Here is a 24,922-nt window from a genome sequence, read left to right on the forward strand (position 1 = left end):
GAAAGACACCCTGAAGTGGATCAGGGACACCCAGATGTCGCAGAGCTGCCGCGCATTGTGCGAAGTTCGGTCCAGCCGGAAATCACCGGCGAAGAAATGAGGGAGGAGAATTCCCCATGGTTTCCCTGAAACGATTGCTGACGGCGGTCGCCACCGCGACCGTTCTCTGTGGAATGGGCGCTCAGGCGGAGGCGGCGCCCGCGAAACCGGCCGAGGTCCAAATCCTCGCGAGCCACACTTTCAGCAGAGGCGTCACCGAGGACATCTATCACGCGGCCACGCAAGCGGGGACGGGAGCGCTGAACGCGCTCTGCGGCAAGGTCGCACCCGGCTGGCTGCGGCCGCTGTGCGGACCGTTCGTCGCGCTGGTCAAGCAGAAGATCCCCAAGGACCCGCCGAAGGGCCGCTGCCTCAAGGTGTGGAGCAAGTGGGACGTGCCGCCGGTCGGCATCGGCTACGTGAAGTGCTAAAGGACTCGTGAGTGTTCCGGCCGGTTAGAACCGGCCGGAACACTCACGAGCCCTAGTACTCGCCGTGCACCAGGTTGTGCGGCAGTTCCCCGCCCGCGTACCGGGCGATCTCCGCCGCCACCACCGCGTACGACCGCTTGCGCGTGCCGTGCACCGCTCCCCCGATGTGCGGGTAGACGATCGCGCCGGGCGAGGTCCACAGCGGGTGCCCCTCGGGCAGCGGCTCGGGGTCGGTCACGTCGAGGACCGCCCTGATCCGCTCCAGCTTCAGCTCCTCGACCAGCGCGTCGGTGTTCACCACCGCCCCCCGCGCCGCGTTGACCAGGATGGCGCCGTCCTGCATCGCCGCGAAGAAACCCGCGTCGGCCATGCCGCGGGTGCGTGAGGTCAGCGGCACCATCAGCACGACGACGTCATGCGAGCCCAGCAGCCCGCGCAGCTCGCTGACGGCGTGCACGCCGTCACGGGCCGACAGCCCGACCATGGACACCTTCGTGTCGAATGGCTCGATCCGCCGGCGCAGCTGCTGGCCCAGGTCGCCGGCGCCGACGATCAGGATCCGCTTGCCCTGCAGGGTGTCCGACGTCCGCCGCTGCCAGCGCCCCACGGCCTGGTCCGCGGTGTAGAGAGGCAGCTCACGGTAGAGCGAGAGCAGCGCCGCGATGACCCATTCGGCCGTGCTGCCGCCGTGCGCGCCGCGGCAGGTGGACAGCAGCACGCCGTCGGGGACCGTGCCGATCCAGTCTTCGGCGCCCGCGGACAGGAGCTGGATGAGCCGGAGGTTCGGTAGCTGGTCGAACAGTTCGTCGGTCGCCCGGTGCGCGCCGGGGATGAGCACCTCGGCCTGGACGGCCTCGCGCGGGAGCGGCTGGCCCCACTTGTAGCGGACCGCGTGCACGCCGGGCAGCTCGGACAAGGCGGTGAGACCGTCGTCGTCGGGGACGAGAACCGTGACCGTCATGATCACCACGGTAGACCCATTACCTGGCGTTCACGTGAACGCGCCTACCCTCGTGATCGTGCGTATGAGGACCGTCCGGCCGCTGGCCCTGCTCGCGGGCACCGGCCTGCTGCTGTCGGGATGCGCGACCTTCGACGACACCGCGGCCCACCAGACGTACAGCGCGGCGCCGTCGATCACGCCCGAGCACGCGCCGGATCCGGGCGGTCCCAGCGGCAGCGACGCGGGACCGGCCAAGCCCGGCTCCACCTCGCGCACGCCCATCCCGCCGCCACAGGGCTGCAAGGACTTCGACGAGGCCGTCATCGCGACCTGCCTCGACCCGGTGTCGGCCGTCGCGGGCATCCCTAGCGACGGCACGAGCGCCAGCGCGCTCGCCGGTGAGCGCAAGACCGGCCGGATCCTGCTGGTCGCGACCGGCAAGGACCCCGTGGTGATGGCCACGGTGCCGGTCGACGCGTCCGGTGACGGCGGCCTGACCGGGCTCGCGCTGTCCCCCGCGTACGGCGAGGACCAGCTGTTCTTCGCCTACATCACCACGCCGAGCGACAACCGTGTGGTCCGCCTCGCCAAGGGCCAGGCTCCGAAACCCGTGCTGACCGGGATCCCCAAGGGCGCCACCGGCAACCACGGCGCCCTGATGCGCGACGCCAAGGGCGGCCTGCTGGTCGCGACCGGCGACGCGGGCAACCCCGCCGCGGCCGCCGACCCTAACTCGCTCGCGGGCAAGATCCTGCGCATCGACGTCGCGGGCCAGCCGTTCGCGGGCAACCCGACCGCGGGCTCCCCGGTGTTCGCCGCCGGGCTGCACGCGCCGGGCGGGCTCTGCGCGTCGGACGACGGCGCGCGCCTGTGGGTCACCGACCGCCAGTCCGACAAGGACGTCGTCTACCGCGTCGAGGCGGGCAAGCCGTTCACCTCGCCCGCGTGGAGCTGGCCGGAGAAGCCGGGCGTCTACGGCTGCGACGACTCGGGCCGCACGCTCGGCGTCGCCGCCACCTCGGCCGCGAACATGCAGATACTCCCGCTGTCCCCGGAGGGCGCGGTCACCAGCGCCCCGTTCCCCACCTTCGACGGCAAGAAGGGCCCCACCTACGGCAGGCTCGGCCCGGTCAGCCCGATCAACGCCGACTTCGCCGTGATGGGCACGCTCAACAAGGACGGCGGCACGCCGGTGTCCAGCGACGACCGGGTCGTGATCATCAGCCGCAAGGCGCTCTCGTCCGCCGTGCCCGGCAAGGACTAGAGCAGCATCGGCCGGGGCACGTCGACGGTGACCATCAGGTTGCCGCGGCCGTCGCCGCTCACCTCGGGGAACCCGAGCCCGGCGACCCGGACCGTCTTGCCCGACTTGATCCCGCCGGGGATCCGGATCTTCCGCACCCCGTCGAACGTGGCGAGATCGACGATCCCGCCGGTGCGCGCGAGTTCGGGCTCGACCTTGATCGTGCAGTACAGGTCACGCCCGCGCCGCTCGAACGCGGTGTCGGGCAGTTCGACGACCTCGAGATAGACGTCGGCCGCCGGGCCGCCGCCCGGCCCGACCTCGCCTTGCTCGGAGAACCGGACCCGCATGCCGTTGGTGACACCCCTCGGCAGGCGGTAGGTCATGGACCGCGTGTTCAGCACCCGGCCGTCACCGGCGCAGACGGCGCACGGGTTCCGGATCAGCGTCCCGAACCCGGTGCACCGCTCGCAGTCCGTCTCGCCGTCGACGCCGTACCCGGAGCAGGACGTGCACCGCTCCACGACGGAATCCGCCGCGGTGCCGAGGCCTTGACAGGATCCGCACGCGATCGCGCTCTGGATCTTGAGCGTGTCCACCTTGCCCAGCGCCAGATCCTTCAGCGAGACGTCGAGCCGGATCAGCGCGTCCTGCCCGCGCCTGGCCCGGCGCTGCGGCCAGGCCGTCTTGGCCTGGACCTTCACCGGCTGGTCCGGCTGCACCGGGATCGCCGTGTTCGCCAGGAAGACGCGGTACTCCAGATCGGCCCAGTAGCGCGGGGTCTGCTTGGCGCCGGACTCGCGCAGCCGCTCGAAGACGTGGTCGTAGAGCTCGTCGACGGCCACCCGGCCGTCCCCGTCGCGGTCGGCCTCCCCGGTGCGCAGCCCGTGGATGATCGCTTCGGTGAACCGGGACGGCGCCGGTTCCAGCTCGAGGAACCGGTTGCCCTCCCAGGCGTATTCGGTGCGATTGGTGGCCGTCAGTATCGCCCGGCCGGAACCCGCCAGCTGCTCTTTGGCGTCCACGGTGGCGGGCGCCTTGATCCCCGGCAGTGCCGCGCCGCTGAAGCAGCAGTCCAGCAACAGGATGATCGACTTGGCCCGGCACCGGCTCATCTGCTCGTGCAGGAACGCCGCCGGGATGGCCGTCGACCCGAGCAGGTCGAGTTCGGTGTCCGCCGCCGCGAGGAACAGCTCGCCGTCGTCGTTCTTCACGCCGTGACACGAAAGGTGCAGCACGAGCAGGTCATCGGTGCTGCGGTCGCGGAAGAACTTCTCGATCGCACGGGTCGCCTTGTAGGCGGGCGCGTCGACCAGCGTCTTCGTCTCGAACCAGCCGATCGCCGGATCGGCCAGCACGTCCGCCAGCTCGGCGACGTCCGCGCCGGGTGAGCGCAGCTCGGTGAGCCGTCCGCTGTCGTACTTGCCGGTCGCGATCAGGAGCGCGTCGCGGATCCCACTCACGCGTCAGCCGTTCTTCCGCTCCACCGACTTCAGGAAGGCTTTGACTTTCGCGTCGTGCTCCTCGGGTTTCCCGCCCGTGAGCGTCAGTTTGTACTCGCCCATCTCGATCACGACGGTCCGCTTCTCGTACCGGGTCACCCACGTCCGCACGACCTGGCTGATGCCCGTGACCAGCGCGGTCAGCACCGCGGAACCGCCGAGGCTGACGATCATCGACCCGATGTCGGTGCCCGCCCCCTTCGCACCGTCGGGCGCGTCGGCGGCGGGCAGGCGCACGGCCTCGACGTCGAGTTCCAGCAACGCTTTCCGGAGTCGCCTGGTCTCGGTGTCCAGGTCCTCGTCACCGTCGATCCGGATGTTCAGCGTCGTCATGCGCCCCCCTCGTTCGAGTGAGGCGCAATCGTACTAGCCGAGCGGGGTCATCTCCACGCGTCGGCCTTCCGCCGAAGAGGCGAGTCCGGCTTCGGCGAGCTGGATTCCGCGTGCCGCCGCGTAGAAGTCGTAGGCGTGCGGACGCCCGGCGACCACGTCCCGGACGAAAACCTCCCACTGCGCCTTGAACCCGTTGTCGAACTCCGCGTTGTCGGGCACCTCCGCCCATTGGTCGCGGAACCGCTCGGTGGCCGGCAGATCCGGGTTCCACACCGGCTTCGGCGTGACCGACCGATGCTGCACGCGGCAGTTGCGCAGCCCGGCGACCGCGCTGCCCTCGGTGCCGTCCACCTGGAACTCGACCAGCTCGTCGCGGTTGACGCGCACCGCCCACGACGAGTTGATCTGCGCGATGATCCCGTTCTCCAGCTCGAAGATCCCGTACGCCGCGTCGTCGGCCGTCGCCGGATATTCGAGTCCCTGCTCGTCGACGCGGGTCGGGATGTGCGTGACCGCGCGCGCGGTCACCGCCTCGACCCGGCCGAAGAGGTTCTCCAGCACGTAGTTCCAGTGGCAGAACATGTCGAGCACGATGCCGCCGCCGTCCTCGGACCGGTAGTTCCAGCTCGGCCGCTGCGCGGTCTGCCAGTCGCCCTCGAACACCCAATAGCCGAATTCCCCGCGCACGGAAAGGATCCGGCCGAAGAACCCGCCATCGACGAGCCGCCGCAGCTTGAGCAGCCCCGGCAGGAACAGCTTGTCGTGCACGACACCGTGCACCACACCCGCGTCGTCGGCGAGACGGGCGAGCGCGAGCGCGTCGGCGACCGACTCGGCGACCGGCTTCTCGGAGTAGATGTGCTTGCCCGCCGCGATGGCCGCGCGCACGGCCTTCTCGCGCGCGGACGTGATCTGCGCGTCGAAGTACACGGTCGCCGTGTCGTCGGACAGCGCGTTGTCGAGGTCGGTCGTCCAGCGTTCCAGTCCGTGCCGCTGGGCCATTTCCTTCAGTTTCGCCTCGTTGCGGCCGACTAGGATCGGGTCGAGCTGGACGCGACGCCCGTCGGGGAGCTCGACACCGCCCTGCTCGCGGATCGCGAGCACCGAGCGGACCAGATGCTGGCGATAGCCCATCCGGCCGGTGGCGCCATTGAGGATGACCCCCAAAGTGGGCTGAGTCATGCCGGTCACCTTTCCTGTCCGCTAGCGGGGATCTCGTATTCCGCGCGATGGCCGCACATGCCGAAGCCGTCGCGCTTGGCCGGTTCGGCGACGCGCACGCCCGCGTGCGCGAGATGGCTCGCGTCGCCGCTCGCCAAGGCCTTGAGGTGCTCGCCGGTCAGTTCGGCCGCGGCGAGCGCGCCCGCACGCCAGCGCGGGAACCACTGCTCGACCTTCGGCTGCGCCAACGCGACCGCCGCCGTTTGGAACGCCGTGAATGGGCCACTGTCGCCGTCCCGCAACGCGTCCCTGATCGGGAGATAGCCGCTGACCGCGAGGTCGCGACGTTTGCGCGCCTGGTCTTCGTCTTGGGGCGGCGCGGCCGCTTTGGCGTACTCAGCGGGATCGGCGAGCACTTCCGGCGGGAACGTGAACACCGCGTCGCCCGCCTCCGGCAGGCCGCTGTTCTGCATGAGCACGGTGATCCGCAGGTCCTCGCGCTGGACCATGCGATGCACGGTGCCCGGCGAGAACCACGCGATCACGCCAGCCTCGAGTTCGGTTTCGCGGTACCCGTCGGCGCCGAGCGTCTGCACCGCGCCGCGGCCGCCGGTGACCACGTACGCCTCGGTGCACGCGAGATGCAGATGCGGGCTGCCGCCGCAGACGCCGTCCGCCGCCTCCCACGGATACGCACGCAGATGGGAAAGCCCGATCGCGCCCGGCAAAGGAAAAGTCATCAGTCCCACCCGTGCGACTTGAGGTAGACCTCGACGCGACCGGAGTCCCAGCCGCCGTCCGCGACGATCACGCGGTAGCGATACGAGAAGCTCTCGCCAGGTGGCAGTCCGAACTCCTCGAAGAACGCCCACGAGATCGCGACCATCGGCGTGACGTCGGAGCGCACGAACCAGTGCGACTCGTGGATGGCGTTCGCGTTTTCCGGCGCGTGCGCGAAAACGAGGGTCGACTTGGCGTCCAGAGCGTCGTGCTCGCCGACGAACGCGAGCCAGGGCGCCTGCTTGCCCATCATCTCCTCGGCGCCGTCCGGGCCGAACACCTCGCCGCCGCCGAAGTCACGCGGGCCGCGCCAGTGCAGGCCGGTGTAGCCCGCCAGCTCGCGACCGGCGGTGGTCGGGCTGCCGAACCTGAGCGGCTCGTCGCGGAGGTTGGTGAGCCTGATCGACCAGTCGAGCGCCCAGGAGCCCTCCTCCGGCTCGACCGAGTGCACGACGATGTCGCGCTGCTCGCTCGCCCAGTGCTCACCGCCGTTCTCGATCCAGGTGAGCCGCTCGCGGATGGTCAGTTTCTCGTCCTCGACGGTGAAATCCTCGAACCCGTCGTGCCGCATCCGGCCGATCTTGTCCGGCAGATCCTGGTACCAATCGCCGGGCACGTACGTCCAGCCACCCCAGAAGTTCTGGCCGGACAAATGACTCGACGTCATCTGGATGCCCTTGTGCCACCGGTGATCGGACGGCCGGTAGCCGGACACGGGGCTGCCCTGCAAGGTCCGGATCGGGTGGGCGTAAGGCTTCTGCGACTCGTAGGCGACGGGATCCGGTTTGTACACATAGGACAGCAGCTCGACGCCGAGCGCTTCGACGGTGATCTTCTCGCCATGGCGGTGGGTGACGGTGATCTTCTCGGTCACGAGGCCGCGCCTTCCCTGATCCGGCCGTCCATCGAGTGGTGGAACGGGCCTCCGGCGGTGATCTCGCCGTGGCGCACCGTCCGCCCGGTGGCCGCGGACTTGTACAGCGCGGCGATGAGTTCGAGCGTCTTGCGGCCGTCCGCACCGCTGGCGCGTGGCCGTTTCCCGGCTTTGATCGCTTCGATCAGCTGCGGCAGCTGTGCGCTGTGCGAACTCGGGATGTCGGCTTCCGGTTTCGGGAAGTCCTTGCTGTAGAACCAGTCCGCGTTGCGGTAGCCGTAGAGATGGGTGAGTTCGACCGTGGCTTCGGTGCAGTCGACGCGGATCCGGCTGACCTCCTGTGGCGAGAGGACGCTGTTCACGACCGTGGCCAGCGCGCCATTCGCGAAGCGGATCAACGCGGTCGACACGTCCTCGGTCTCCACGTCGTGCACCAGGCGAGCGGTCATCGCGCTGACTTCGGTCCACTCACCGAGCAGATCGAGCAGCAGGTCCATCTGGTGGATCCCGTGGCCCATCGCGGGTCCGCCGCCCTCGGTCTCCCATTTCCCGCGCCACGGCACCGAGTAGTAGGCCGTGTCGCGGTACCAGGTCGTCTGGCAATGCGCGACGAGCGGACGCCCCAGCTCCCCTGCGGCGAGCAGCTCGCGGAAGTGCGCGGCACCCGAGCCGAATCGGTGCTGGAAAACAAAAGACGCGTACGGGCCACCTTCCGTTTCCGCGGCGGTGATCGCGTCGTAACCCGCCAGCGACAGGCACGGCGGCTTCTCGCACCAGACCCAGGCGCCGGATTCGAGCGCCTCGACGGTCTGGCCGGTGTGCAGTGACGGCGGGGTGCAGATGGAAACCAGGTCCGGCCGTTGCTCGGCGAGCATCCGGGAGACGTCGGTGTACGGCGTGACTCCGGCCTTCTCGGCGAACGCACGCGCGCGGCCTTCGTCGATGTCGACGGCCGCGATGAGCTCTATGTCCGTTTCGCAGGCCTGAAAAGCGATCAAATGAGCATCGGCGATCGCGCCGGTGCCGATGAGCGCGGCGCGTAAGCGCTTTCTCGCAGTCACCCGGGCACCTCCGGTCGATCGGGATGCCCCGACGGTAACCAGAAAGCGCTTTCACACGCAAGAGAGCCCAGGATAAAGCGGGCTAAACTCCGCACTGGAGTAAAGCCCGCTTTATCCCGTCAGGAGTCCTTGAGGGGGACCTTCTTCTTGGGCGCGCGGTACTCCTCGCGCGCCGCCCGCGCGTCCAAGATCGCCGCGGCCAGGCTGACGATCGTGCACACCAGTGCGAGGTAGCGCCCGTACGACGGCGCGACCGCGATCCCGCCCGCCTCGAACAGCGCGCGCTCTTCACTGCCGAACTGCCAGCCGATGGCGTACCACCCGGCGACCATCAGCAGCAGGTTCCCGGCCGCCGCCACCAGCCACAGCGCGGGCAGGCCGCTCACCCTGGCCTTGCGGACCTGGCCGAAGAGCACGACCACCAGCCCGGTCAGCAGCAGCAGGATCGGCGGGCACCAGGCGAAGAAGTCCGACTTCCACGCGTCGCGCACGACGTCGTCCGCGGGCAGCGAGCGCAGCGCCGACTCGATCTCGGTCGACGCCGCGCTCAGCGTGGTCCATGGCAGGAAGAGCGTCCCCGCCGCGAGCAGGCCGGCGCCGAAGCCGACCCACTCGCGCCAGGAGACGTTTCCGACCTTGAACGACAACTCAGGAACCGACCCGCTCGATGATCAGCTCACGCACGCGCTTGGCATCGGCCTGGCCCTTGGTGGCCTTCATGACCGAGCCGACGATCGCACCGGCGGCCGCCACCTTGCCGTCGCGGATCTTGCCCGCGATGTCCGGCTGCGCGGCCAGCGCCTCGTCGATGGCGGCGAGCAGCGCGGAGTCGTCGTTGACGACCTTGAACCCGCGCTTCTCGACGACCTCGCGCGGCGAGCCCTCGCCGTCGAGCACGCCGGTCGCGACCTGCTTGGCCAGCTTGTTGGTGAGCTCACCGGAGTTGACCAGCGCGATGATCTCGGCGACCTGCGCCGGGGTGATCGGCAGCGCGTCGAGCTCGACCTCGCGGGTGTTGGCCTCCTGCGCCAGCGTGGCGACCCACCAGGCCCGCGCCTCGGCGGGCGTGGCGCCCGCGTCGACCGTGGCGGCGATCAGGTCGACCGCGCCGAGGTTGAGCAGGTCGCGCAGCTCGGCGTCGGACAGCTGCCACTCCTGCTGGATCCGCTTGCGGCGCACCGCGGGCATCTCCGGCAGGGTGCCGCGCAGCTCCTCGACCCATTCGCGGCTCGGCGCGATCGGGACCAGGTCGGGCTCCGGGAAGTACCGGTAGTCCTCGGCGGTCTCCTTGGTGCGGCCGGACGCGGTCGAGCCGTCGGCCTCCTGGAAGTGCCGGGTCTCCTGCTTGATGCTGCCGCCGCCGGCGAGGATCGCCGCCTGCCGCGTCATCTCGTAGCGCACCGCGCGCTCGACCGAGCGCAGCGAGTTCACGTTCTTGGTCTCGGTGCGCGTGCCGAACTCGGTCGCGCCCTTGGCCATCAGCGACACGTTCGCGTCGCAGCGCAGCGAGCCCTGGTCCATCCGGACGTCGGACACGTCGAGCGCCTTGAGCAGGTCACGCAGCGCGGAGACGTACGCGCGGGCCACCTCGGGCGCGCGCTCGCCGGTGCCCTCGATCGTCTTGGTGACGATCTCGATCAGCGGCACGCCAGCGCGGTTGTAGTCGAGCAGCGAGTGCTCCGCGCCGTGGATCCGCCCGGTCGCGCCGCCGACGTGCAGCGACTTGCCGGTGTCCTCCTCCATGTGCGCGCGCTCGATCTCGACGCGCACGATCTCGCCGTCGTCGAGCGTGACGTCGAGGTAGCCGTTGAACGCGATCGGCTCGTCGTACTGCGAGGTCTGGAAGTTCTTCGGCATGTCCGGGTAGAAGTAGTTCTTCCTGGCGAACCGGCACCACTCGGCGATCTCGCAGTTCAGCGCGAGGCCGATGCGGATGGCGCTCTCCACCGCCTTGCCGTTGACCACCGGCAGCGAGCCGGGCAGGCCGAGGCAGGTCGGGCAGGTGTGCGTGTTCGGCTCGCCGCCGAAGACGTTCTCGCAGCCGCAGAACATCTTGGTGTTCGTGGACAGCTCCACGTGCACCTCGAGCCCGAGCACCGGGTCGAAACGCTCGACCACCTCGGCGTAGTCCATCAGTTCGGCCACGGCGGTCATGCCTTTCCTCCCAGCTCCGGAACCTGGTGGATGAGTGCTCCACCGGCGGCGTCGTTGCGCGCGACCTCGTACGCGGCGCCGACGCGGTACAGCCTGTCGTCGGCGAGCGACGGGGCCATGATCTGCAGGCCGACCGGCAGTCCGTCCTCATCGGACAGTCCACTCGGGACACTCATGGCGGCGTTGCCCGACAGGTTCGACGGGATGGTGCACAGGTCGGCCAGGTACATGGCCATCGGGTCGTCGACCCGCTCGCCGATCTTGAACGCGGTGGTCGGCGTCGTCGGCGACACCAGCACGTCCACCTTCTCGAACGCGGCGTCGAAGTCGCGTGAAATCAGCGTCCGCACCTTCTGCGCGGAGCCGTAGTACGCGTCGTAGTAACCGGACGAGAGCGCGTAGGTGCCGAGCATGATCCGGCGCTTGACCTCGGGGCCGAAGCCCTTTTCCCTGGTCAGCGACATGACCTCTTCGGCGCTGTGCGTGCCGTCGTCCGACACGCGCAGGCCGTAGCGCATGGCGTCGAACCTGGCGAGGTTCGACGAGCACTCGCTCGGCGCGATCAGGTAGTACGCGGGCAGCGCGAGGGTGAACGCCGGGCAGGACACCTCGACGACCTCGGCGCCGAGCGCGCGCAGCTGCTCGACCGCGGCTTCGAAGGACCGCGTGACGCCTGCCTGGTAGCCGTCGCCCGCGAACTCCTTGACCACGCCGACGCGCACGCCCTTGAGGTCGCCCTTCATGCCCTCGCGGGCCGCGGCGACGACCGGCGGGACCGGCGCGTTGATCGACGTCGAGTCCATCGGGTCGTACCCGCCGATGACCTCGTGCAGCAACGCGGCGTCGAGCACCGTGCGGGCGCAGGGACCGGCCTGGTCGAGCGAGGACGAGAAGGCGATGAGGCCATAGCGCGACACGCCGCCGTAGGTCGGCTTCACGCCGACGGTGCCGGTGACGGCGCCGGGCTGGCGGATCGAGCCGCCGGTGTCGGTGCCGATGGCCAGCGGGGCCTCGAACGCCGCGAGCGACGCCGACGAGCCACCGCCCGAGCCGCCGGGGATGCGCGAGTGGTCCCACGGGTTGTGCGTCGGGCCGTACGCCGAGTTCTCGGTGGAGGAGCCCATCGCGAACTCGTCCATGTTGGTCTTGCCGAGGATGACGACACCGGCCTCGCGCAGCTTGCGCGTGACGGTGGCGTCGTACGGCGGGACCCAGCCTTCGAGCGTGCGCGAACCGGCCGTGGTCGGCATGTCCGTGGTGGTCAGCACGTCCTTGAGCGCGAGCGGCACCCCGGCCAGCGGCGACGCCGGCGTCTCGGCCTCGTCGACCGCGCGGGCCGCGGCGAGCGCGCCCTCGGCGTCGACGTGCAGGAAGGCGTGCACGTGCTCGTCGATCTTGGCGATCCGGTCCAGGTGCGCCTGCGCGACCTCGACGGCCGACACCTCGCGCTTCTGGACCTTTTCGGCCAGCTCGGCGGCGGTGAGCTTGATGAGATCGGTCACTGTTCCTCCCCCAGAATGCGCGGCACGCGGAACCTGCCCTCTTCCTCGGCGGGCGCCCCGGAGAGCGCCTGCTGCTGCGACAGGCTCGGCTTCACGACATCCTCACGGAACACGTTCGTCAGCGGGACGGCGTGGGAGGTCGGCGGGATGTCCTGGTCGGCGACCTGGCCGACCTGGGCGACCGCGTCGAGGATCTGGTCGAGCTGACCTGCGAAAACGTCCAGTTCCTCGTCGGTGACGGCCAGCCTGGCCAGCTTGGCGAGATGCGCGACTTCGTCGCGGGAGATCGTGGGCACGCGGATAACCTCGGGTGTGCGCTGTTCTCGGGCTTATCGGAAGCCACGAGTCTATGGGTCGAGCTCAAACCGTTAGTTCCCGGTGTACGGACTGAGAGCCCGTTCATAACCCTGGTCTGCCACAATCGTCGCCCGGCGAGCGCGTTCCGAGCACCAGGCCGGACCGCCGAATAAAGTGAGAGGGGCTCGTGTTGTCGTTCCTCATCCGGGTGCAGCTGCCGGACAGCCCGGGAACACTGGGCGCGGTGGCCACCGCACTCGGCACGATCGGCGCGGACATACTGAGCGTCGACGTGGTCGAGCGCGGCAGCGGCATAGCCATCGACGACCTCGTGGTCGAGCTCCCCTCCGGCAGGCTCCCCGACGCGCTGATCACGGCCGCCGAGAGCGTCGACGGCGTCGAGGTCGACGCGGTCCGCCCATACGCAGGCGTGCTGGACACCCACCGCGAGCTCGAGCTCGTCGAGGAGATCGCGGCCCAGCCCAAGTCCGGCCTGCACATCCTGGCCGAGGGCGTCCCGCGCATCATCCGCGCGGGCTGGTCACTGGTGGTCGAACACGGCGAAGGCGGCATCCACCGACTCGCGGCCTCGTCGGCCGCGCCCGAGGTCCCGATCACGCACCTGCCGTGGCTCCCCCTCGAGCGCGCGACGGTCTTGGACGGCGAGGAGTCCTGGGTCCCGGAGACCTGGCAGGAGCTGGGCACGGAACTCGCGGCCACCCCGCTCGGCAAGCCCGGCAAGGCCCTGCTGGTCGGCCGCCCCGGCGGCCCCCTCTTCCGCGCGGCCGAAGTGGCCAGGCTCGCCCACTTCGCGGGCATCGTCTCGGTGGTTTTGGACTCCTGAAACGGGATAAAGCGGGCTTTATCCCGGGCGCTTTCCCCGGGATAAAGCCCGCTTTATCCCGTTTCGCCCGCGTTGCAGGCAGCTGGCACAGCAACGCTCACGAGTACTTCTACTCATCCGCGAGACTTCGTCACCCGCAAGACTGAACGCATGCCCGAACAAAAGTCCCCGGCCGCTACGGTGACACTCGGCCTGATCGGCCTGCTGTGGCTGGTCGGCACGCCCTACCTCGTGTTCAGCGCCGGGATGGCCTCCTGGGCGCAGGCCGGTGCGGGTGACCGCACGCTGATGTGGGCGACGATCTGGGGGTATCGGGCTTCCCTTCGCCGGCTTCCTCATCGCGATGCTGGCGCGCTTGCGGGTGGCGACGGGGATCTTCGCGATCTGCTTCATGGTGAGCCTGGGGATCGCCGGTTACGAGTACCTGCAAGCACAACGGCACCACGGGACGACCACTCGGTCACCGGCGCCGACGCACTGCGTCGAGCGCAGCGGCGGCGACAACGAATGCCCCGGCAACTAAGGGTCGTGAGTGTTCCGGCCGGTTCTAACCGGCCAAAACACTCACGAGCCCTTTAACACCAAACGCGAGCCTTGATGATCTTGGCGGGCAGAACCGGCGCCCCGTCCACCGGCGGCGTCCCCGGCGACGACGGGTCAGGCTGGATCCCGCCCGCCGCGATCTTGTCGAGCGTCTGCAGGCCTTCGGTGTCGACGGTGCCGAAGATCGTGTAGTTCGGCCGGAGCGCCGAGTCGCCGTAGACCACGAAGAACTGGCTGCCGTTGGTGGCCGGGCCCGCGTTGGCCATCGCGAGCACGCCGCGGGCGTAGACACGGCGGGCGCCGGTCGGGTCGGTGGGCGCGGGCGGCAGGTCCGTCGGGAGCTCGTCCTTGTACTTGTAGCCGGGGCCGCCCTCGCCGGTGCCCGACGGGTCGCCGCACTGCAGCACCTTCAACGTCGGGTACGCCGTCAGGCGGTGGCAGGACGTCATGTCGTAGAACCGGTGCTTGGTCAGGTGCAGGAAGCTCTGCACCGTGCACGGTGCCTGCTTGCGGTTCAGCTTCAGGCCGATGTCGCCCTGGTTGCCCTTCAGCTTCACCTCGACCGTGCCCCACGACGGCGTGTGGCGGGGGTCCGGCGGCAGCGGGACCGGGCGCGACGCGGGCTCGTCAGGTGTCTCGGTGTACTGGCACGGGCCCTTGGTGACCTTGGGCGGCGGGGCGTCGGCCGAGGCCACCCCCGTCAAGGTCAGGGTGGCGAGCACGGAGACAGCGGCAACAGCGACCGTACGGAGCACGGACGTCCCTCCCAGCTTCGGCGACGAAACTCGGGAAGTATAGGGCGGTTTTTCCCCGCCAAAAGTCGTTATCCGTGCAAATCCGCGACGAGCCGGTCGGCGGCCGCGTACGGGTCCAGCGTGCGCTCGACGACCGCGGACGCCAGCTCGGCCAGCCGGTCGCCGCGCACGTCGACCAGCTCGGCGCGCAGTATCCGCAACGCGATCGCCTCGACCTCGGAGCGGGCGCGCGCGGCGCGGCGCTGGGCGAGCTCGCCGTGCGACGAGAGCCAGGCGTGGTGTTCTTCCAAGGCCTTCACGACGTCGTCGACGCCTTCGCCGCGTGAGGCGACCGTCGGCAGGATCGGCTGGCGCCAGCTCGGGCCGCGGATCTCCCTGCGGGACAAGGAGATCATCTGCTTGAGGTCGTGGATGGTCGCGTCGGCGCCCTCGCGGTCGGCCTTGTTGACCACGAACAGGTCGGCGATCTCCAGCACCCCGGCCTTCGCCGCCTGGATCCCGTCGCCCATGCCCGGCGCGAGCAGCACGACCGTGGTGTCGGCGAGCTTCACGACGTCCACTTCGGACTGACCGACGCCGACCGTCTCGATCAGCACCACGTCGAACCCCGCCGCGTCGAGCACGCGCACGGCCTGCGGGGTCGCCCACGCGAGCCCGCCGAGATGTCCTCGGGTGGCCATCGACCGGATGAACACGCCGGGGTCGACCGCGTGCTCGGTCATCCGGATCCGGTCGCCGAGCAGCGCGCCGCCGGAGAACGGCGACGACGGGTCGATCGCCAGCACGCCGACCCGCTTGCCCTGCTTGCGCAGCGCCGTGAGCAGCGCGGACGTGGATGTCGACTTGCCGACACCCGGCGGCCCGGTGAGCCCGACGATCTGGGCGCGCCCGGTGAACGGGGTCAGCGCCGCGGCCACCTCGCGCAGCCGCGGATGCGCGTCCTCGACCAGCGAGATCAGCCGCGCGATCGCGCGGGCCTGGCCGTCACGCGCACGTGCGACCAGGTCCGCGACATCAAGCGTCATCTAGGGAACGCGGATCAGCAGCGCGTCGCCCTGGCCGCCGCCACCGCACAGCGCGGCCGCGCCGAGCCCGCCACCGCGGCGGCGCAGCTCGTGCACCAGGTGCACGGCGAGCCGGGCGCCGGAGGCGCCGATCGGGTGGCCGAGCGCGATGGCGCCGCCGTTGACGTTGACCTTCTCCGGGTCCAGGCCGAGCTTGTCCGACGAGACCAGGCCGACGGCCGCGAACGCCTCGTTGATCTCCACCAGGTCGAGCGCGTCGGCGGTCAGGCCCGCCTTCGCCAGCGCCGCGAGGATGGCGTTCGACGGCTGCTCGTGCAGGCTCGCGTCCGGCCCGGCGACCACACCGTGCGCGCCGATCTCGGCGAGCGGGGTGATGCCGAGCTTCTCGGCCATGGCCGGGCTGGCGACCACGACGGCGGCGGCGCCGTCGGAGATCTGCGACGCCGAGCCCGCGGTGATCGTGCCGTCGGAGGCGAACGCGGGGCGCAGCTTCGCGAGGCTCGCGGCGGTCGTGTCGGCGCGGACGCCTTCGTCGGTGTCGAAGACGACCGGGTCGCCCTTGCGCTGCGGAATCGAAACCGGCGCGATCTCGGCGGTGAACCGGCCTTCGGCGATCGCGGCGGCGGCGCGCTGGTGCGAGCGCGCGGAGAACTCGTCCTGCTGCTCGCGGGTGATGCCGTAGCGGGTGTTGTACTTCTCGGTCGACGAGCCCATCGCGACCTGGTCGAACGCGCAGAACAGGCCGTCGTAGGCCATGTGGTCGACGAGCGTGGTGTCGCCGTACTTGAACCCGGAGCGCGACTTCGGCAGCAGGTGCGGCGACTGGGTCATCGACTCCTGGCCACCGGCGACGATCAGCTCGAACTCACCGGCGCGGATCAGCTGGTCCGCGAGCGCGATGGCGTCGAGCCCGGACAGGCACACCTTGTTGATGGTCAGCGCGGGCACGCTCATCGGGATGCCCGCGGCGACCGCGGCCTGGCGCGCCGGGATCTGGCCAGCGCCGGCGGTGAGCACCTGGCCCATGATCGTGTACTGCACGGCGTCCGGCGAGACACCGGCCTGCTCCAGCGCGGCCTTGATGGCCACGCCGCCGAGCTGGGCTCCGGTGAAGTCCTTCAAAGATCCGAGCAGACGTCCGATCGGGGTGCGGGCGGCACCCAGGATCACGGAACCGGACACGACTTCCTCCAAGCATCGGCGCACGGCGGTCTCCAGGGACCATACCTGGGGTTCACCCTTCTGAATTGACTTAGTGTGAGGCGTCGCACGCCGTCACGGCTTGCGCGCCCTCTTAGGGTTTGTCGCATGAACGACGCGCTGAAGCCTTACGTGACGGCCATCGACCATGTCGGCATCGCCGTGCCCGACCTGGACGCCGCGATCGCCTTCCACACCGAGCACTTCGGGCTGGAGGTCGGCCACCAGGAGGTCAACGAGGAGCAGGGCGTCCGCGAGGCCATGCTCTACGCGCCCGGTGGCGGCGGCACCGCCATCCAGCTGCTCGCGCCGCTGCGCGAGGACTCCGCGATCGGCAAGTTCATCGCGAAGAGCGGGCCCGGCCTGCAGCAGCTGGCCTACCGGGTGTCCGATGTGGACGCCGCGGCCGAGGCACTGCGCGCGAAGGGCCTGCGCCTGCTCTACGACGCGGCCAAGCGCGGCACGTCGGACAGCCGGGTCAACTTCGTGCACCCCAAGGACGCGGGCGGCGTGCTCGTGGAACTCGTGGAGCCCGCCGCCGGTCACTGAGCCCCTGCCGTTAGCCCGAAGGCCACTTTCGTCAGATGCGATCTGACGAAAGCCACTTTCGGGCTGCGAACAGCGAGGTCACTGAGCCTTGGCGGTGAGGGCGTCGGCGATGAACGCCAGCTCCTGCTCGAGTTCGCCGGGGATGTCGTCGTCGCTGTGCCGCGCGACGGAGTGCCGGTAGCTGACCGCGCGGGCGAGCAGGCCGGACGCGCTGTCGATGTCGGCTCGTTCGAGGCGGCAGCCCGCCGCGGCGACGATCACCGCGCGCACCTGGCGGACCAGCGCCTGGAACCGCTCGTGCAGCGCGTCGCGGACCGCGAGATGCGTGTCCGCTTCACGCCACAGCAGGTGGGACAGCACCCGCGAACCACTCAGCCTGCGGTCGAGTTCGGCGACGAGTTTGTGCAGGCTGCTCGCGATGTCGCCGGGCACGACCACGTGCTCCGGCTCGACGCGCTCGTCGGGCAGCCGCTCGACGAGCGCGGTGAGCAGATCGGGCTTGCGGCGGAAGTAATAGTGGACGAGGCCTTTCGGCACGCCGGCGCGCTCGGCGATGCGTGAGGTCGGGGTGGCGTCGAAACCGGACTCGGCGAAAAGCTCTTCCGCAGCGAGCAGGATGCGCTCTTTCGCCGAGTCGTCGTTCATCGGATCAGTCTTTCAGTTTTCAGTGCGAACCGGCCATCTTGTGCGCCGCGTTGGCGACGGGCACAGCCGCCGCACCGACGACGATGGTCAGCGCGCCGACGATCCACGCGGTCCAGGCGGCACCGTTGAACGCGGTGTAGCCCAGCACCCACGGGGACAGGAAGAGCAGGGCGCCGAGCACGACCTGCGCGCCTTCGCCGTAGACCATCCCCGGCCGCGCCAGTGAGGCCAGGCCGTCGAGTGCGATGAGCGCGCCGAGCACGATCATCGTCCACATCGCGGTGTTGTCCGTGTCCATCCAGAGTGGTGACAGCACGGCGACCACGCCGAGTACCACCTCCGCCCAGTCATGCGGGCGCATCCACGGACGGGTCGAAGTTTCGGTCATCTTCAGTTCACCTCCGGCTTCGATGGTCCGCTTGATTGGCCGCCCGGTCAAATAACACTTCGGCACGACAGAGTGCTTCACGTCTCGTAGTGTTGTGATCGCGAGTTACCGACCAGTAATTTTGTTCGCCAACGCCGCAACCACTCCCCGTGGAGGTTCCGATGACGCAGCTCGGCGAGATTCAGCAGGCCATCTTGACCGGCGAACTCGACGCGGTCGGCTCGCTGGCCGTGCCGGAGAGCTACCGGGGCGTCACCGTGCACGCCGACGAGGCCGACATGTTCGAGGGCCTCGACTCGCGCGACAAGGACCCGCGCAAGTCGCTGCACGTCGACGACGTCCCCGTGCCCGAGCTCGGCCCCGGCGAGGCGCTCGTCGCGGTGATGGCCAGCGCCATCAACTACAACACCGTGTGGACGTCGATCTTCGAGCCGGTCTCGACCTTCAAGTTCCTCAAGCGCTACGGCAAGCTCTCCCCGCTCTCGAAGCGCCACGACCTGCCGTATCACGTGGTCGGCTCCGACCTGTCCGGCGTCGTGCTGCGCACCGGCGTCGGCGTGCACAACTGGAAGCCGGGCGACGAGGTCGTCGCGCACTGCCTCAACGTGGAGCTCGAGGGCCCGGACGGGCACAACGACACGATGCTGGACACCGAGCAGCGCATCTGGGGCTTCGAGACGAACTTCGGCGGGCTCGCCGAGATCGCGCTCGTCAAGGCCAACCAGCTGATGCCGAAGCCGGATCACCTCACCTGGGAAGAGGCCGCCTCCCCCGGGCTGGTCAACTCGACCGCGTACCGCCAGCTGGTCTCGCGCAACGGCGCCGACATGAAGCAGGGCGACGTCGTGCTCATCTGGGGCGCGTCCGGCGGATTGGGCTCCTACGCCACGCAATACGCGCTCAACGGCGGCGCGATCCCGGTTTGCGTCGTCTCCAGCCCGGAAAAGGCGGAGATCTGCCGGAAGCTCGGCGCGGAGCTGGTGATCGACCGCGGCGCCGAGGGCTACAAGTTCTGGAAGAACGAGCACGAGCAGGATCCCAAGGAATGGCAGCGGTTCGGCGCGAAGATCCGCGAACTGACCGGCGGCGAGGACCCGGACATCGTCTTCGAGCACCCCGGCCGGGAAACGTTCGGCGCGTCCGTTTACGCCGCGCGCAAGGGCGGCACGATCGTCACCTGCGCGTCGACGTCCGGGTACATGCACCAGTTCGACAACCGGTACCTGTGGATGAATCTCAAGCGGATCATCGGCTCCCATTTCGCGAACTACCGCGAGTCCTGGGAGGCGAACAGGTTGATCGCCAAGGGTTTGATCCATCCCACACTGTCCAAGACCTACACCTTGGAAGAGACCGGCCAGGCCGCGCTCGACGTGCACCGCAATGCCCACCAGGGCAAGGTCGGCGTGCTCGCGCTGGCGCCGGAAGAAGGCCTCGGTGTGCGTGATCACGCATTGCGGGAAAAGCACCTGACGAAGATCAACGCGTTCCGCGGTGAGTGAATTCTCGCCAGGGTGCTCACCCGGTCGTGACCGGGTTCCGGCTACGGTAGGGGAATGAGCCTTGGCGATGAACGGGAGCTTGTGCCGCTGGGCGCCGGTTTCGACCTGGCGAAGCGTGGCTACCACCGTGCACAGGTCGACGAGCACCTCGAACGGCTCGACGCCGATCTGAAGATGCTCGCGGCGGATCGCGACGCGGCCATCTCGCAGTCCGGTGATCTGGCGCGCCAGCTCGAAGTGGCGCGCGGCGAGATCAGGGATCTGCGCGGCCAGGTCGAGCGCCTCGCGCAGCCGCCGACGAGCATCGAGGGGCTTTCCGAGCGCCTGCAACGGATGTTGCGGCTGGCGCAGGACGAGGCCGCCGACACGAAGGCGCGCGCGGAGGCCGAGGCCGGGCACATCAGGGCCAAGGCCGAGACCGACGCGAGCGCCATGCGTGCCCGGTACGAGCAGCTGCTGAACGAGCTCGACGCGCGCCGCAAGGAGATGGAGGCCGAGCACCGCGGCGTCCTCGAGAAGGCGCGCGCCGAGGTCGAGCGGCTCGACGCGGAGGCCGAGGCCCGGCGTAACCAGATCGAAGAGGACTTCGAGATCGCCATGGCCTCGCGCCGCACCGAGGCGATGCGCGTGCTGGCCGAGCAGGAAGCGGCCAGCAAGGCCGAGGCCGCGCGCCGTGTCCGCGAGGCGACCGACGACGCGGCCAGGATCCGCGCCGAGGTGCTCGAAGAGGAGACCAAGGCGAAGGCCGAGATCGAGAAGCGGCGCCGCGAGTCGGTCGAGGACGCCAACAAGCGCAAGCAGGACTCGATCACCGAGGCCAACGCCCGGCTCGCCGAGGCGGCCGACGAGAGCCACCGCCGGGTCCGCGAGGCCACGGAGGAGTCCAACCGCCGCATCAACCAGGCAGCGGAGCGCGTCGAGGTGCTGCGCAAGGTCCGCGCGAGCCTCGCCGAGCAGGTGCGCGCGGCGCGTGTGTCACTGAGCGAAGCCAGCACGGTACTGGGCGAAGCGGGCCCGATCTCGGAGAAGGCCGCCGAGATCATGAGCCCCGACTCGCAGGCCACCGTGCGCATCTCGAAAGCGTCCGTACCCGCGGCGAAGCCCGCACCCAAGCCAGCGGGAGCGGCGAAACCAACTGGCGAGTAACCTCCATCCCGACTAGAGGGATACGGCTCGCCCAGGAGGACTCAATGCCCGCCTATCAGACCGTGGTCGTCGGCACCGACGGCTCCGAGACCTCGTTCGCCGCGGTGGACCGCGCCGCGGGCGTCGCCGCCGACGCGGGCGCGACGCTCGTGATCGCGTGCGCGTACCACCCGGCCAGCCGTGGCGACGTGGAGAAGGCACAGGACGTGCTCCGCGAGGAGGCGTACCAGGTGGTGGGCTCCGCGCCCGCCGAGGACACACTGCTCTCCGCGCGCGACCGCGCCGCGAAGGCGGGCGCGTCGAAGATCGAGACCGTGGCCGTCGAAGGCGACCCGGTCGTCTCGCTGCGCCAGGTGGTGGCCGACCACAAGGCCGACCTGCTGGTGGTGGGCAACCGGGGGCTGAACAGCCTCGCCGGCCGCATCCTCGGCTCGGTGCCGTCCGAGGTGGCCCGCAAGTCCGGCGTCGACGTGCTCATCGTGCACACGACGTGAGCGAGCCCGATCCCGACGAACTCCAGCAGCGGCTGGAAAAGGTCCTGCTCGGCGGGCGCCGCAGATACACCCGCCTCGAAGTCGCCGCGAAGACCGGCGTGCCCGAGGAGCGTGCGCGCAGGCTGTGGCGCGCGCTGGGCTTCGCGACGGTCAACGACGACGAGGTCGTGTTCACCGACGCCGACATCGACGTGCTCAAGACGGCCGACCAGCTGGTCAACTCCGGCCTGGTCGACCCCGGCATGGAGGTCGCGGTGACCCGCGCGCTCGGCCAGCACCTGTCGCGGCTCGCGGAGTGGCAGGTGCACATGCTTCGCCAGCTGATCACCGAGAACCCCGAGCTCGCCAAGAGCGAGCGCCAGATCGCCCGCCTGGTCGAGCGGCTGCTGCCCGAGCTGGAGCGCGTCCAGAGCTTCGTCTGGCGGCGGCACCTGGCCGCCTACGCGGGGCGCGCGCTCGTCGCGACCGACGAGGAGGTCGAAGCCGGCGTCCAGGTGGTCGGTTTCGTCGACATGGTCGGCTACACGAGGCTGACCAGGCAGGTCGACGAGGCCGAGCTCAGCGCGGTGCTCGACGCGTTCGAGATGGTCACCACGGAGGTCATCGCCGAGCACCACGGGCGCGTCGTCAAGATGATCGGCGACGAGGTCCTCTTCGTCTGCGACTCCCCCACCGACGCCGCCGAGATCGCGCTCACGCTGTCCGAGCGCACCGCCGAGGACGAGGAGCTGCCCGCGGTCCGCGCGGGCTTGGCCTCGGGCCGCGTCCTGTCCCGCTTCGGCGACGTCTACGGGTCGGTCGTCAACCTCGCGGCCCGCCTGACGTCAATAGCCCGACCCGGCACGATCCTGATCGACAAGGAACTGGCCGGTCTGCTCGCGAACGAGCCCGCCTACGAGGTCCGCTCCCGCCGCCCGGTCTCGGTACGCGGCTACAGCCGCATGCGCCCATCCTCGCTGCGCCGCGCCCCGGAGCAGCCCACCGGCAAGTTCGCCGAGTCCCAGGAGATCGCCGCCGAGATGCTCGGCATCGACCCGCCCTCGGCACGGCGCGGCCGTCGTCGCTGAGCGCGACCAAGCACCGCTCGACCAGGTGAATCCGCCTGCCAAGGGGCGCATTTCCGGGTCCGCTCGGCAAAACTCGGCACCGTGAACGAAGCCGACACGGCTCAGCGCGCCGGCGCGCTGACCCCCGAAACCCAGGCACGGATCGCGAAACTGGTCGAGGACTCGCCTCCGCTGAGCGCCGACCTGCGCGAGCGCCTCACCCAGCTGCTGAAGTCACGCCGTCCCCAAGCAGGCTGAGGGTTCGACCTCGGCGGCGACTTCGGGCGGCGACGTGACAAGGGCCGCCCTTGCAACGCCTAGCCTCACAAAGGCGCCCCTTGTGCCGTGGCATGCCGCTGGCCGACCCGGGCGCCGTGAGCACGGACGACCCGGTCTTCGAAACGGCCGTACCACTCACGAGCCTCTTAGGCGGGGAGGACGGCGTACTGGCGGATGTAGAGGTCGGTGTAGGTGACCGGGCCGCGGGGGCCGGGGACGTTGTCGAGGTTGATGCCGGTCTCGGGGACGGCGAGGAGCTTGAAGCCGTCGAGGAGGCGGGTGGGGGCGTTCCAGAAGACGCCGGTGCCGGTGTAGCCGTCGAAGAAGGCTTCGGCGGCGGCCCGGTCTTCGGTGGCGATGCCCGCGGCGAGGCCCGAGGTGCGGTCGTTGGCGATCGAGACGGCCTCGGTGAGGGAGGCGACCTGGGCGACCGTGACGGTGGCCTCGTTGTCCGAGTCGAGTGCCCACTCGTAGCCGATGGGGTGCTCGTGGGGGGCGAGCGACGGGGTGACGCCGCGCTCGGCCAGCGCCTCGGTGACCGAAGGCCAGAGCGCGTCGTGGGCGTCGGCGTGGATGAGGAGCAGGTTCAGGCGGTTGCAGACGCCGAGGCGGTCGAGGCTGGCCGCGACCAGGTCGCGGACCTTGGCCGCGTCGGCGGCCGAGTCGAGGTAGAGGACGCCGCCGCCGTCCGCGTGGGCGAGGGTGCCGACGCCGTGGAGCGCGGCCTCGGTGGCGAGTTTGCGGGTGCTCTCACCGCTGCCGCGGAGGATGACCAGCGGGACGAGGCCGGGCAGGCTGACGAGCGCCGCGGCCGCTTCGCGCTCGACGCGGGGCACGAGCTGGATGACGTCGGAGTCGATGCCGGCGTCGGCGAGCGCCGGGGCGATGACGACGTCGAGCAGGCGCTGGGCGGAGCCGAGCGCGGCCGAGCCGGTGCGCAGGACGCCGCCATTGCGGGACTTCACGAGCTGCGAGGCCACGTCGACCGTGACGTTCGGGCGGGCCTCGTAGTTCGCGCCGATGACGCCGACCGGGCGGCGGCGCTCGACCAGGCGCAGCCCTCCGTCCAATGTGGACAGCTCGATCGCGCGCTCCTGATGCGGGGCGCCCGCGAGCAGCCGGAGTTGCTCGGCCATGCCGGTGAGGCGCTCGTCGGTGATCGTGAGCCGGTCGAGCAGACCGGCGCTCATGCCCTCCTCGGTCGCCTTGGCGACGTCGGCACGGTTGGCTTCGAGCACCTCGTCGCGGTGCGCCAGCAGCCTTTCGGCCATGGCGGTGAGCGCGGCGTCGATGGCCTGGTCCGTCGCGGTGGCCAGCGACGGGGCCGCCTGCTTGGCCGCCCGCGCGCATTCCTCGACAGCCTTGGCCACGTCACTCACGGCGATCACTCCAACCATCGACCAGCAATTTGCAGGTCATCAGTGTGCCGCACGCCCGCACGGCTACTTCAGCGTGGGTTGCAGCAGGAAGGCGCCGCCCATGATCACGCAGCTGACCGAGATCATGGCGAGCACCAGCACCCACAGCGCCGCGGGCACCTCGGTGAGCCGGGCGAGCTGGTCCGCGTCGGAGTCGCGGGCCTGGCCCTGGCGCCGTTTCAGCTGCAGCTCGATCACCGGCCGCACGCCGCCGAACAGCAGGAACCACGTCATGAGGTACACGAACGCCGCCTGCACGCTCGACGGCGCCACCAGCGACGCGAGCGCCAGCACCCCGGCCGTCACCACGACGACCAGCACGCCATAGGCGTTGCGCACCATCACCAGCACGGCCAGCAGCAGCACTGCGGCCAGCACGAGCAGCGCCGTGACGCGGCTCGCCGCGAGCAGACCAGCGAAGACCAGCCCGAGCACCGAGGGCGCCGGGTACCCGCCGAGCGCGGTCAGCACCATGCCAGGGCCTTCCGGCTTGCCGCGCGAGACGGTCACACCCGAGGTGTCCGAGTGCAGCCGGATGCCCTGCAGCCTGCGGCCGACGAGCACCGCGAGCAGCGCGTGCCCGGCCTCGTGCACGATCGTGATCGCCGTGCGCGCCCAGCGCCACGGTGTCCCGGACAGCACGACGAGCAACGCCACGCCGCCGGTGATCAAAGCCAGCCAGCTACCAGGGTCGGGCTGCGCGTCCAGCACGCCAGCCACCGCGGAGGGATCCGGTTCTCGCACCCGGACACCTCAGCACACGCCAGG

General features: G+C 70.0%; 28 protein-coding genes. 10 read left to right on the forward strand and 18 right to left on the reverse strand.

Going from position 1 to position 24,922, the window contains the following annotated elements; translation table 11 throughout:
- The first annotated feature begins 116 nt into the window (after positions 1 to 116).
- The gene (locus BLV57_RS14685) at positions 117 to 470 is read left to right on the forward strand and encodes a hypothetical protein (RefSeq protein ID WP_091289302.1); all 354 of its coding nucleotides are present in this window, start codon (positions 117 to 119) and stop codon (positions 468 to 470) included.
- A 52-nt stretch (positions 471 to 522) separates the two neighbouring features.
- On the opposite strand, the gene BLV57_RS14690 is transcribed toward BLV57_RS14685, so the two are convergent.
- Positions 523 to 1,431, reverse strand: a complete 909-nt coding sequence (locus BLV57_RS14690) for a 2-hydroxyacid dehydrogenase (protein ID WP_091290355.1) — start codon at positions 1,429 to 1,431, stop codon at positions 523 to 525.
- A 64-nt stretch (positions 1,432 to 1,495) separates the two neighbouring features.
- Between BLV57_RS14690 and BLV57_RS14695 the strand changes: the two genes are divergently transcribed.
- A complete protein-coding gene (locus tag BLV57_RS14695) occupies positions 1,496 to 2,677 on the forward strand; it encodes a PQQ-dependent sugar dehydrogenase (protein ID WP_091289303.1) in 1,182 nt (393 codons plus the stop codon).
- On the opposite strand, the gene BLV57_RS14700 is transcribed toward BLV57_RS14695, so the two are convergent.
- The 10 genes from BLV57_RS14700 to gatC all read right to left on the reverse strand — a co-directional run bounded on the left by BLV57_RS14700 (position 2,674) and on the right by gatC (position 12,319).
- Positions 2,674 to 4,119 carry a caspase, EACC1-associated type gene (locus tag BLV57_RS14700; protein ID WP_091289304.1) on the reverse strand — a complete coding sequence of 482 codons (1,446 nt, stop codon included), beginning with the start codon at positions 4,117 to 4,119 and terminating at the stop codon, positions 2,674 to 2,676. The genes BLV57_RS14695 and BLV57_RS14700 overlap by 4 nt on opposite strands.
- Positions 4,120 to 4,122: 3 nt before the next feature.
- Entirely contained in the window at positions 4,123 to 4,491 is a 369-nt protein-coding gene (locus tag BLV57_RS14705; RefSeq protein ID WP_091289305.1) for a hypothetical protein, read from the reverse strand.
- Positions 4,492 to 4,524: 33 nt separating this feature from the next.
- Entirely contained in the window at positions 4,525 to 5,673 is a 1,149-nt protein-coding gene (locus BLV57_RS14710; RefSeq protein WP_091290356.1) for a Gfo/Idh/MocA family protein, read from the reverse strand.
- Between the two features lie 5 nt (positions 5,674 to 5,678).
- On the reverse strand, positions 5,679 to 6,392 hold the full coding sequence (locus tag BLV57_RS14715; RefSeq protein WP_091289306.1) for a cupin domain-containing protein: 714 nt from the start codon (positions 6,390 to 6,392) through the stop codon (positions 5,679 to 5,681).
- A complete protein-coding gene (locus tag BLV57_RS14720) occupies positions 6,392 to 7,306 on the reverse strand; it encodes a DUF6807 domain-containing protein (protein ID WP_091289307.1) in 915 nt (304 codons plus the stop codon). The genes BLV57_RS14715 and BLV57_RS14720 overlap by 1 nt, the downstream gene beginning before the upstream one ends.
- Entirely contained in the window at positions 7,303 to 8,367 is a 1,065-nt protein-coding gene (locus BLV57_RS14725) for a Gfo/Idh/MocA family protein (protein WP_091289308.1), read from the reverse strand. The genes BLV57_RS14720 and BLV57_RS14725 overlap by 4 nt, the downstream gene beginning before the upstream one ends.
- Before the next feature lie 119 nt (positions 8,368 to 8,486).
- Positions 8,487 to 9,014, reverse strand: coding sequence for a hypothetical protein (locus BLV57_RS14730; RefSeq protein ID WP_091289309.1), 528 nt, complete (start codon positions 9,012 to 9,014; stop codon positions 8,487 to 8,489).
- Between the two features lies 1 nt (position 9,015).
- The gene (gatB, locus tag BLV57_RS14735) at positions 9,016 to 10,521 is read right to left on the reverse strand and encodes an Asp-tRNA(Asn)/Glu-tRNA(Gln) amidotransferase subunit GatB (protein WP_091289310.1); all 1,506 of its coding nucleotides are present in this window, start codon (positions 10,519 to 10,521) and stop codon (positions 9,016 to 9,018) included.
- A complete protein-coding gene (gene gatA / locus BLV57_RS14740; protein WP_091289311.1) occupies positions 10,518 to 12,023 on the reverse strand; it encodes an Asp-tRNA(Asn)/Glu-tRNA(Gln) amidotransferase subunit GatA in 1,506 nt (501 codons plus the stop codon). The genes gatB and gatA overlap by 4 nt, the downstream gene beginning before the upstream one ends.
- Positions 12,020 to 12,319: an Asp-tRNA(Asn)/Glu-tRNA(Gln) amidotransferase subunit GatC gene (gatC, locus tag BLV57_RS14745; protein ID WP_091289312.1), complete on the reverse strand. Its 300-nt coding sequence runs from the start codon at positions 12,317 to 12,319 to the stop codon at positions 12,020 to 12,022. The genes gatA and gatC overlap by 4 nt, the downstream gene beginning before the upstream one ends.
- A 191-nt stretch (positions 12,320 to 12,510) precedes the next feature.
- Between gatC and BLV57_RS14750 the strand changes: the two genes are divergently transcribed.
- Positions 12,511 to 13,164, forward strand: coding sequence for an ACT domain-containing protein (locus BLV57_RS14750; RefSeq protein ID WP_176968621.1), 654 nt, complete (start codon positions 12,511 to 12,513; stop codon positions 13,162 to 13,164).
- Between the two features lie 343 nt (positions 13,165 to 13,507).
- A complete protein-coding gene (locus tag BLV57_RS14755) occupies positions 13,508 to 13,687 on the forward strand; it encodes a hypothetical protein (RefSeq protein WP_091289314.1) in 180 nt (59 codons plus the stop codon).
- A 52-nt stretch (positions 13,688 to 13,739) separates the two neighbouring features.
- Here the strand turns inward: BLV57_RS14755 and BLV57_RS14760 are convergent, their stop codons facing one another.
- The 3 genes from BLV57_RS14760 to BLV57_RS14770 all read right to left on the reverse strand — a co-directional run bounded on the left by BLV57_RS14760 (position 13,740) and on the right by BLV57_RS14770 (position 16,669).
- Complete coding sequence (locus BLV57_RS14760; RefSeq protein WP_091289315.1) at positions 13,740 to 14,462, reverse strand: peptidylprolyl isomerase; 723 nt, start codon at positions 14,460 to 14,462, stop codon at positions 13,740 to 13,742.
- 68 nt (positions 14,463 to 14,530) lie between these two features.
- On the reverse strand, positions 14,531 to 15,487 hold the full coding sequence (gene meaB, locus BLV57_RS14765) for a methylmalonyl Co-A mutase-associated GTPase MeaB (protein ID WP_091289316.1): 957 nt from the start codon (positions 15,485 to 15,487) through the stop codon (positions 14,531 to 14,533).
- On the reverse strand, positions 15,488 to 16,669 hold the full coding sequence (locus BLV57_RS14770; protein ID WP_091289317.1) for an acetyl-CoA C-acetyltransferase: 1,182 nt from the start codon (positions 16,667 to 16,669) through the stop codon (positions 15,488 to 15,490).
- A 126-nt stretch (positions 16,670 to 16,795) separates the two neighbouring features.
- Here BLV57_RS14770 and mce point away from each other — a divergent pair, with 126 nt between their 5' ends.
- Positions 16,796 to 17,236, forward strand: coding sequence for a methylmalonyl-CoA epimerase (gene mce / locus BLV57_RS14775; RefSeq protein ID WP_091289318.1), 441 nt, complete (start codon positions 16,796 to 16,798; stop codon positions 17,234 to 17,236).
- A 78-nt stretch (positions 17,237 to 17,314) separates the two neighbouring features.
- Here the strand turns inward: mce and BLV57_RS14780 are convergent, their stop codons facing one another.
- Positions 17,315 to 17,881 (reverse strand): TetR/AcrR family transcriptional regulator, encoded by a 567-nt coding sequence (locus BLV57_RS14780; protein ID WP_091289319.1) that lies wholly within the window; start codon positions 17,879 to 17,881, stop codon positions 17,315 to 17,317.
- A gap of 19 nt (positions 17,882 to 17,900) precedes the next feature.
- Positions 17,901 to 18,269, reverse strand: coding sequence for an SPW repeat protein (locus BLV57_RS14785; protein WP_091290358.1), 369 nt, complete (start codon positions 18,267 to 18,269; stop codon positions 17,901 to 17,903).
- 161 nt (positions 18,270 to 18,430) lie between these two features.
- Here BLV57_RS14785 and ccrA point away from each other — a divergent pair, with 161 nt between their 5' ends.
- The 5 genes from ccrA (at position 18,431) to BLV57_RS43245 (ending at position 22,715) form a co-directional block, all read left to right on the forward strand.
- Positions 18,431 to 19,771: a crotonyl-CoA carboxylase/reductase gene (gene ccrA / locus BLV57_RS14790; RefSeq protein WP_091289320.1), complete on the forward strand. Its 1,341-nt coding sequence runs from the start codon at positions 18,431 to 18,433 to the stop codon at positions 19,769 to 19,771.
- 54 nt (positions 19,772 to 19,825) lie between these two features.
- Positions 19,826 to 20,917 (forward strand): coiled-coil domain-containing protein, encoded by a 1,092-nt coding sequence (locus BLV57_RS14795; protein WP_425425998.1) that lies wholly within the window; start codon positions 19,826 to 19,828, stop codon positions 20,915 to 20,917.
- A gap of 44 nt (positions 20,918 to 20,961) precedes the next feature.
- A complete protein-coding gene (locus BLV57_RS14800) occupies positions 20,962 to 21,411 on the forward strand; it encodes a universal stress protein (protein WP_091289322.1) in 450 nt (149 codons plus the stop codon).
- Complete coding sequence (locus BLV57_RS14805) at positions 21,408 to 22,478, forward strand: adenylate/guanylate cyclase domain-containing protein (RefSeq protein ID WP_091289323.1); 1,071 nt, start codon at positions 21,408 to 21,410, stop codon at positions 22,476 to 22,478. The genes BLV57_RS14800 and BLV57_RS14805 overlap by 4 nt, the downstream gene beginning before the upstream one ends.
- 81 nt (positions 22,479 to 22,559) lie before the next feature.
- Positions 22,560 to 22,715, forward strand: coding sequence for a hypothetical protein (locus BLV57_RS43245; protein ID WP_176968622.1), 156 nt, complete (start codon positions 22,560 to 22,562; stop codon positions 22,713 to 22,715).
- Between the two features lie 167 nt (positions 22,716 to 22,882).
- Here the strand turns inward: BLV57_RS43245 and BLV57_RS14810 are convergent, their stop codons facing one another.
- Both BLV57_RS14810 and BLV57_RS14815 read right to left on the reverse strand, forming a co-directional pair.
- On the reverse strand, positions 22,883 to 24,115 hold the full coding sequence (locus BLV57_RS14810; protein ID WP_091290360.1) for an aldehyde dehydrogenase family protein: 1,233 nt from the start codon (positions 24,113 to 24,115) through the stop codon (positions 22,883 to 22,885).
- A gap of 63 nt (positions 24,116 to 24,178) precedes the next feature.
- The gene (locus BLV57_RS14815) at positions 24,179 to 24,898 is read right to left on the reverse strand and encodes a M50 family metallopeptidase (RefSeq protein ID WP_091289324.1); all 720 of its coding nucleotides are present in this window, start codon (positions 24,896 to 24,898) and stop codon (positions 24,179 to 24,181) included.
- Between the last annotated feature and the right edge of the window lie 24 nt (positions 24,899 to 24,922).

The organism is Amycolatopsis xylanica (assembly GCF_900107045.1).
Lineage (GTDB): Bacteria > Actinomycetota > Actinomycetes > Mycobacteriales > Pseudonocardiaceae > Amycolatopsis > Amycolatopsis xylanica.

Bases quoted from the DNA above. Each gene is read 5' to 3' on its own strand.
- BLV57_RS14715 (WP_091289306.1), bottom strand. From the start codon at position 6,392: ATGACTTTTCCTTTGCCGGGCGCGATCGGGCTTTCCCATCTGCGTGCG.
- BLV57_RS14685 (WP_091289302.1), top strand. From the start codon at position 117: ATGGTTTCCCTGAAACGATTGCTGACGGCGGTCGCCACCGCGACCGTT.
- gatB (WP_091289310.1), bottom strand. From the start codon at position 10,521: ATGACCGCCGTGGCCGAACTGATGGACTACGCCGAGGTGGTCGAGCGT.
- BLV57_RS14800 (WP_091289322.1), top strand. From the start codon at position 20,962: ATGCCCGCCTATCAGACCGTGGTCGTCGGCACCGACGGCTCCGAGACC.
- BLV57_RS14705 (WP_091289305.1), bottom strand. From the start codon at position 4,491: ATGACGACGCTGAACATCCGGATCGACGGTGACGAGGACCTGGACACC.
- BLV57_RS14795 (WP_425425998.1), top strand. From the start codon at position 19,826: ATGAGCCTTGGCGATGAACGGGAGCTTGTGCCGCTGGGCGCCGGTTTC.
- BLV57_RS14780 (WP_091289319.1), bottom strand. From the start codon at position 17,881: ATGAACGACGACTCGGCGAAAGAGCGCATCCTGCTCGCTGCGGAAGAG.
- BLV57_RS14755 (WP_091289314.1), top strand. From the start codon at position 13,508: ATGCTGGCGCGCTTGCGGGTGGCGACGGGGATCTTCGCGATCTGCTTC.
- BLV57_RS14690 (WP_091290355.1), bottom strand. From the start codon at position 1,431: ATGACGGTCACGGTTCTCGTCCCCGACGACGACGGTCTCACCGCCTTG.
- ccrA (WP_091289320.1), top strand. From the start codon at position 18,431: ATGACGCAGCTCGGCGAGATTCAGCAGGCCATCTTGACCGGCGAACTC.
- mce (WP_091289318.1), top strand. From the start codon at position 16,796: ATGAACGACGCGCTGAAGCCTTACGTGACGGCCATCGACCATGTCGGC.
- meaB (WP_091289316.1), bottom strand. From the start codon at position 15,487: ATGACGCTTGATGTCGCGGACCTGGTCGCACGTGCGCGTGACGGCCAG.
- BLV57_RS14785 (WP_091290358.1), bottom strand. From the start codon at position 18,269: ATGACCGAAACTTCGACCCGTCCGTGGATGCGCCCGCATGACTGGGCG.
- BLV57_RS14695 (WP_091289303.1), top strand. From the start codon at position 1,496: ATGAGGACCGTCCGGCCGCTGGCCCTGCTCGCGGGCACCGGCCTGCTG.
- BLV57_RS14710 (WP_091290356.1), bottom strand. From the start codon at position 5,673: ATGACTCAGCCCACTTTGGGGGTCATCCTCAATGGCGCCACCGGCCGG.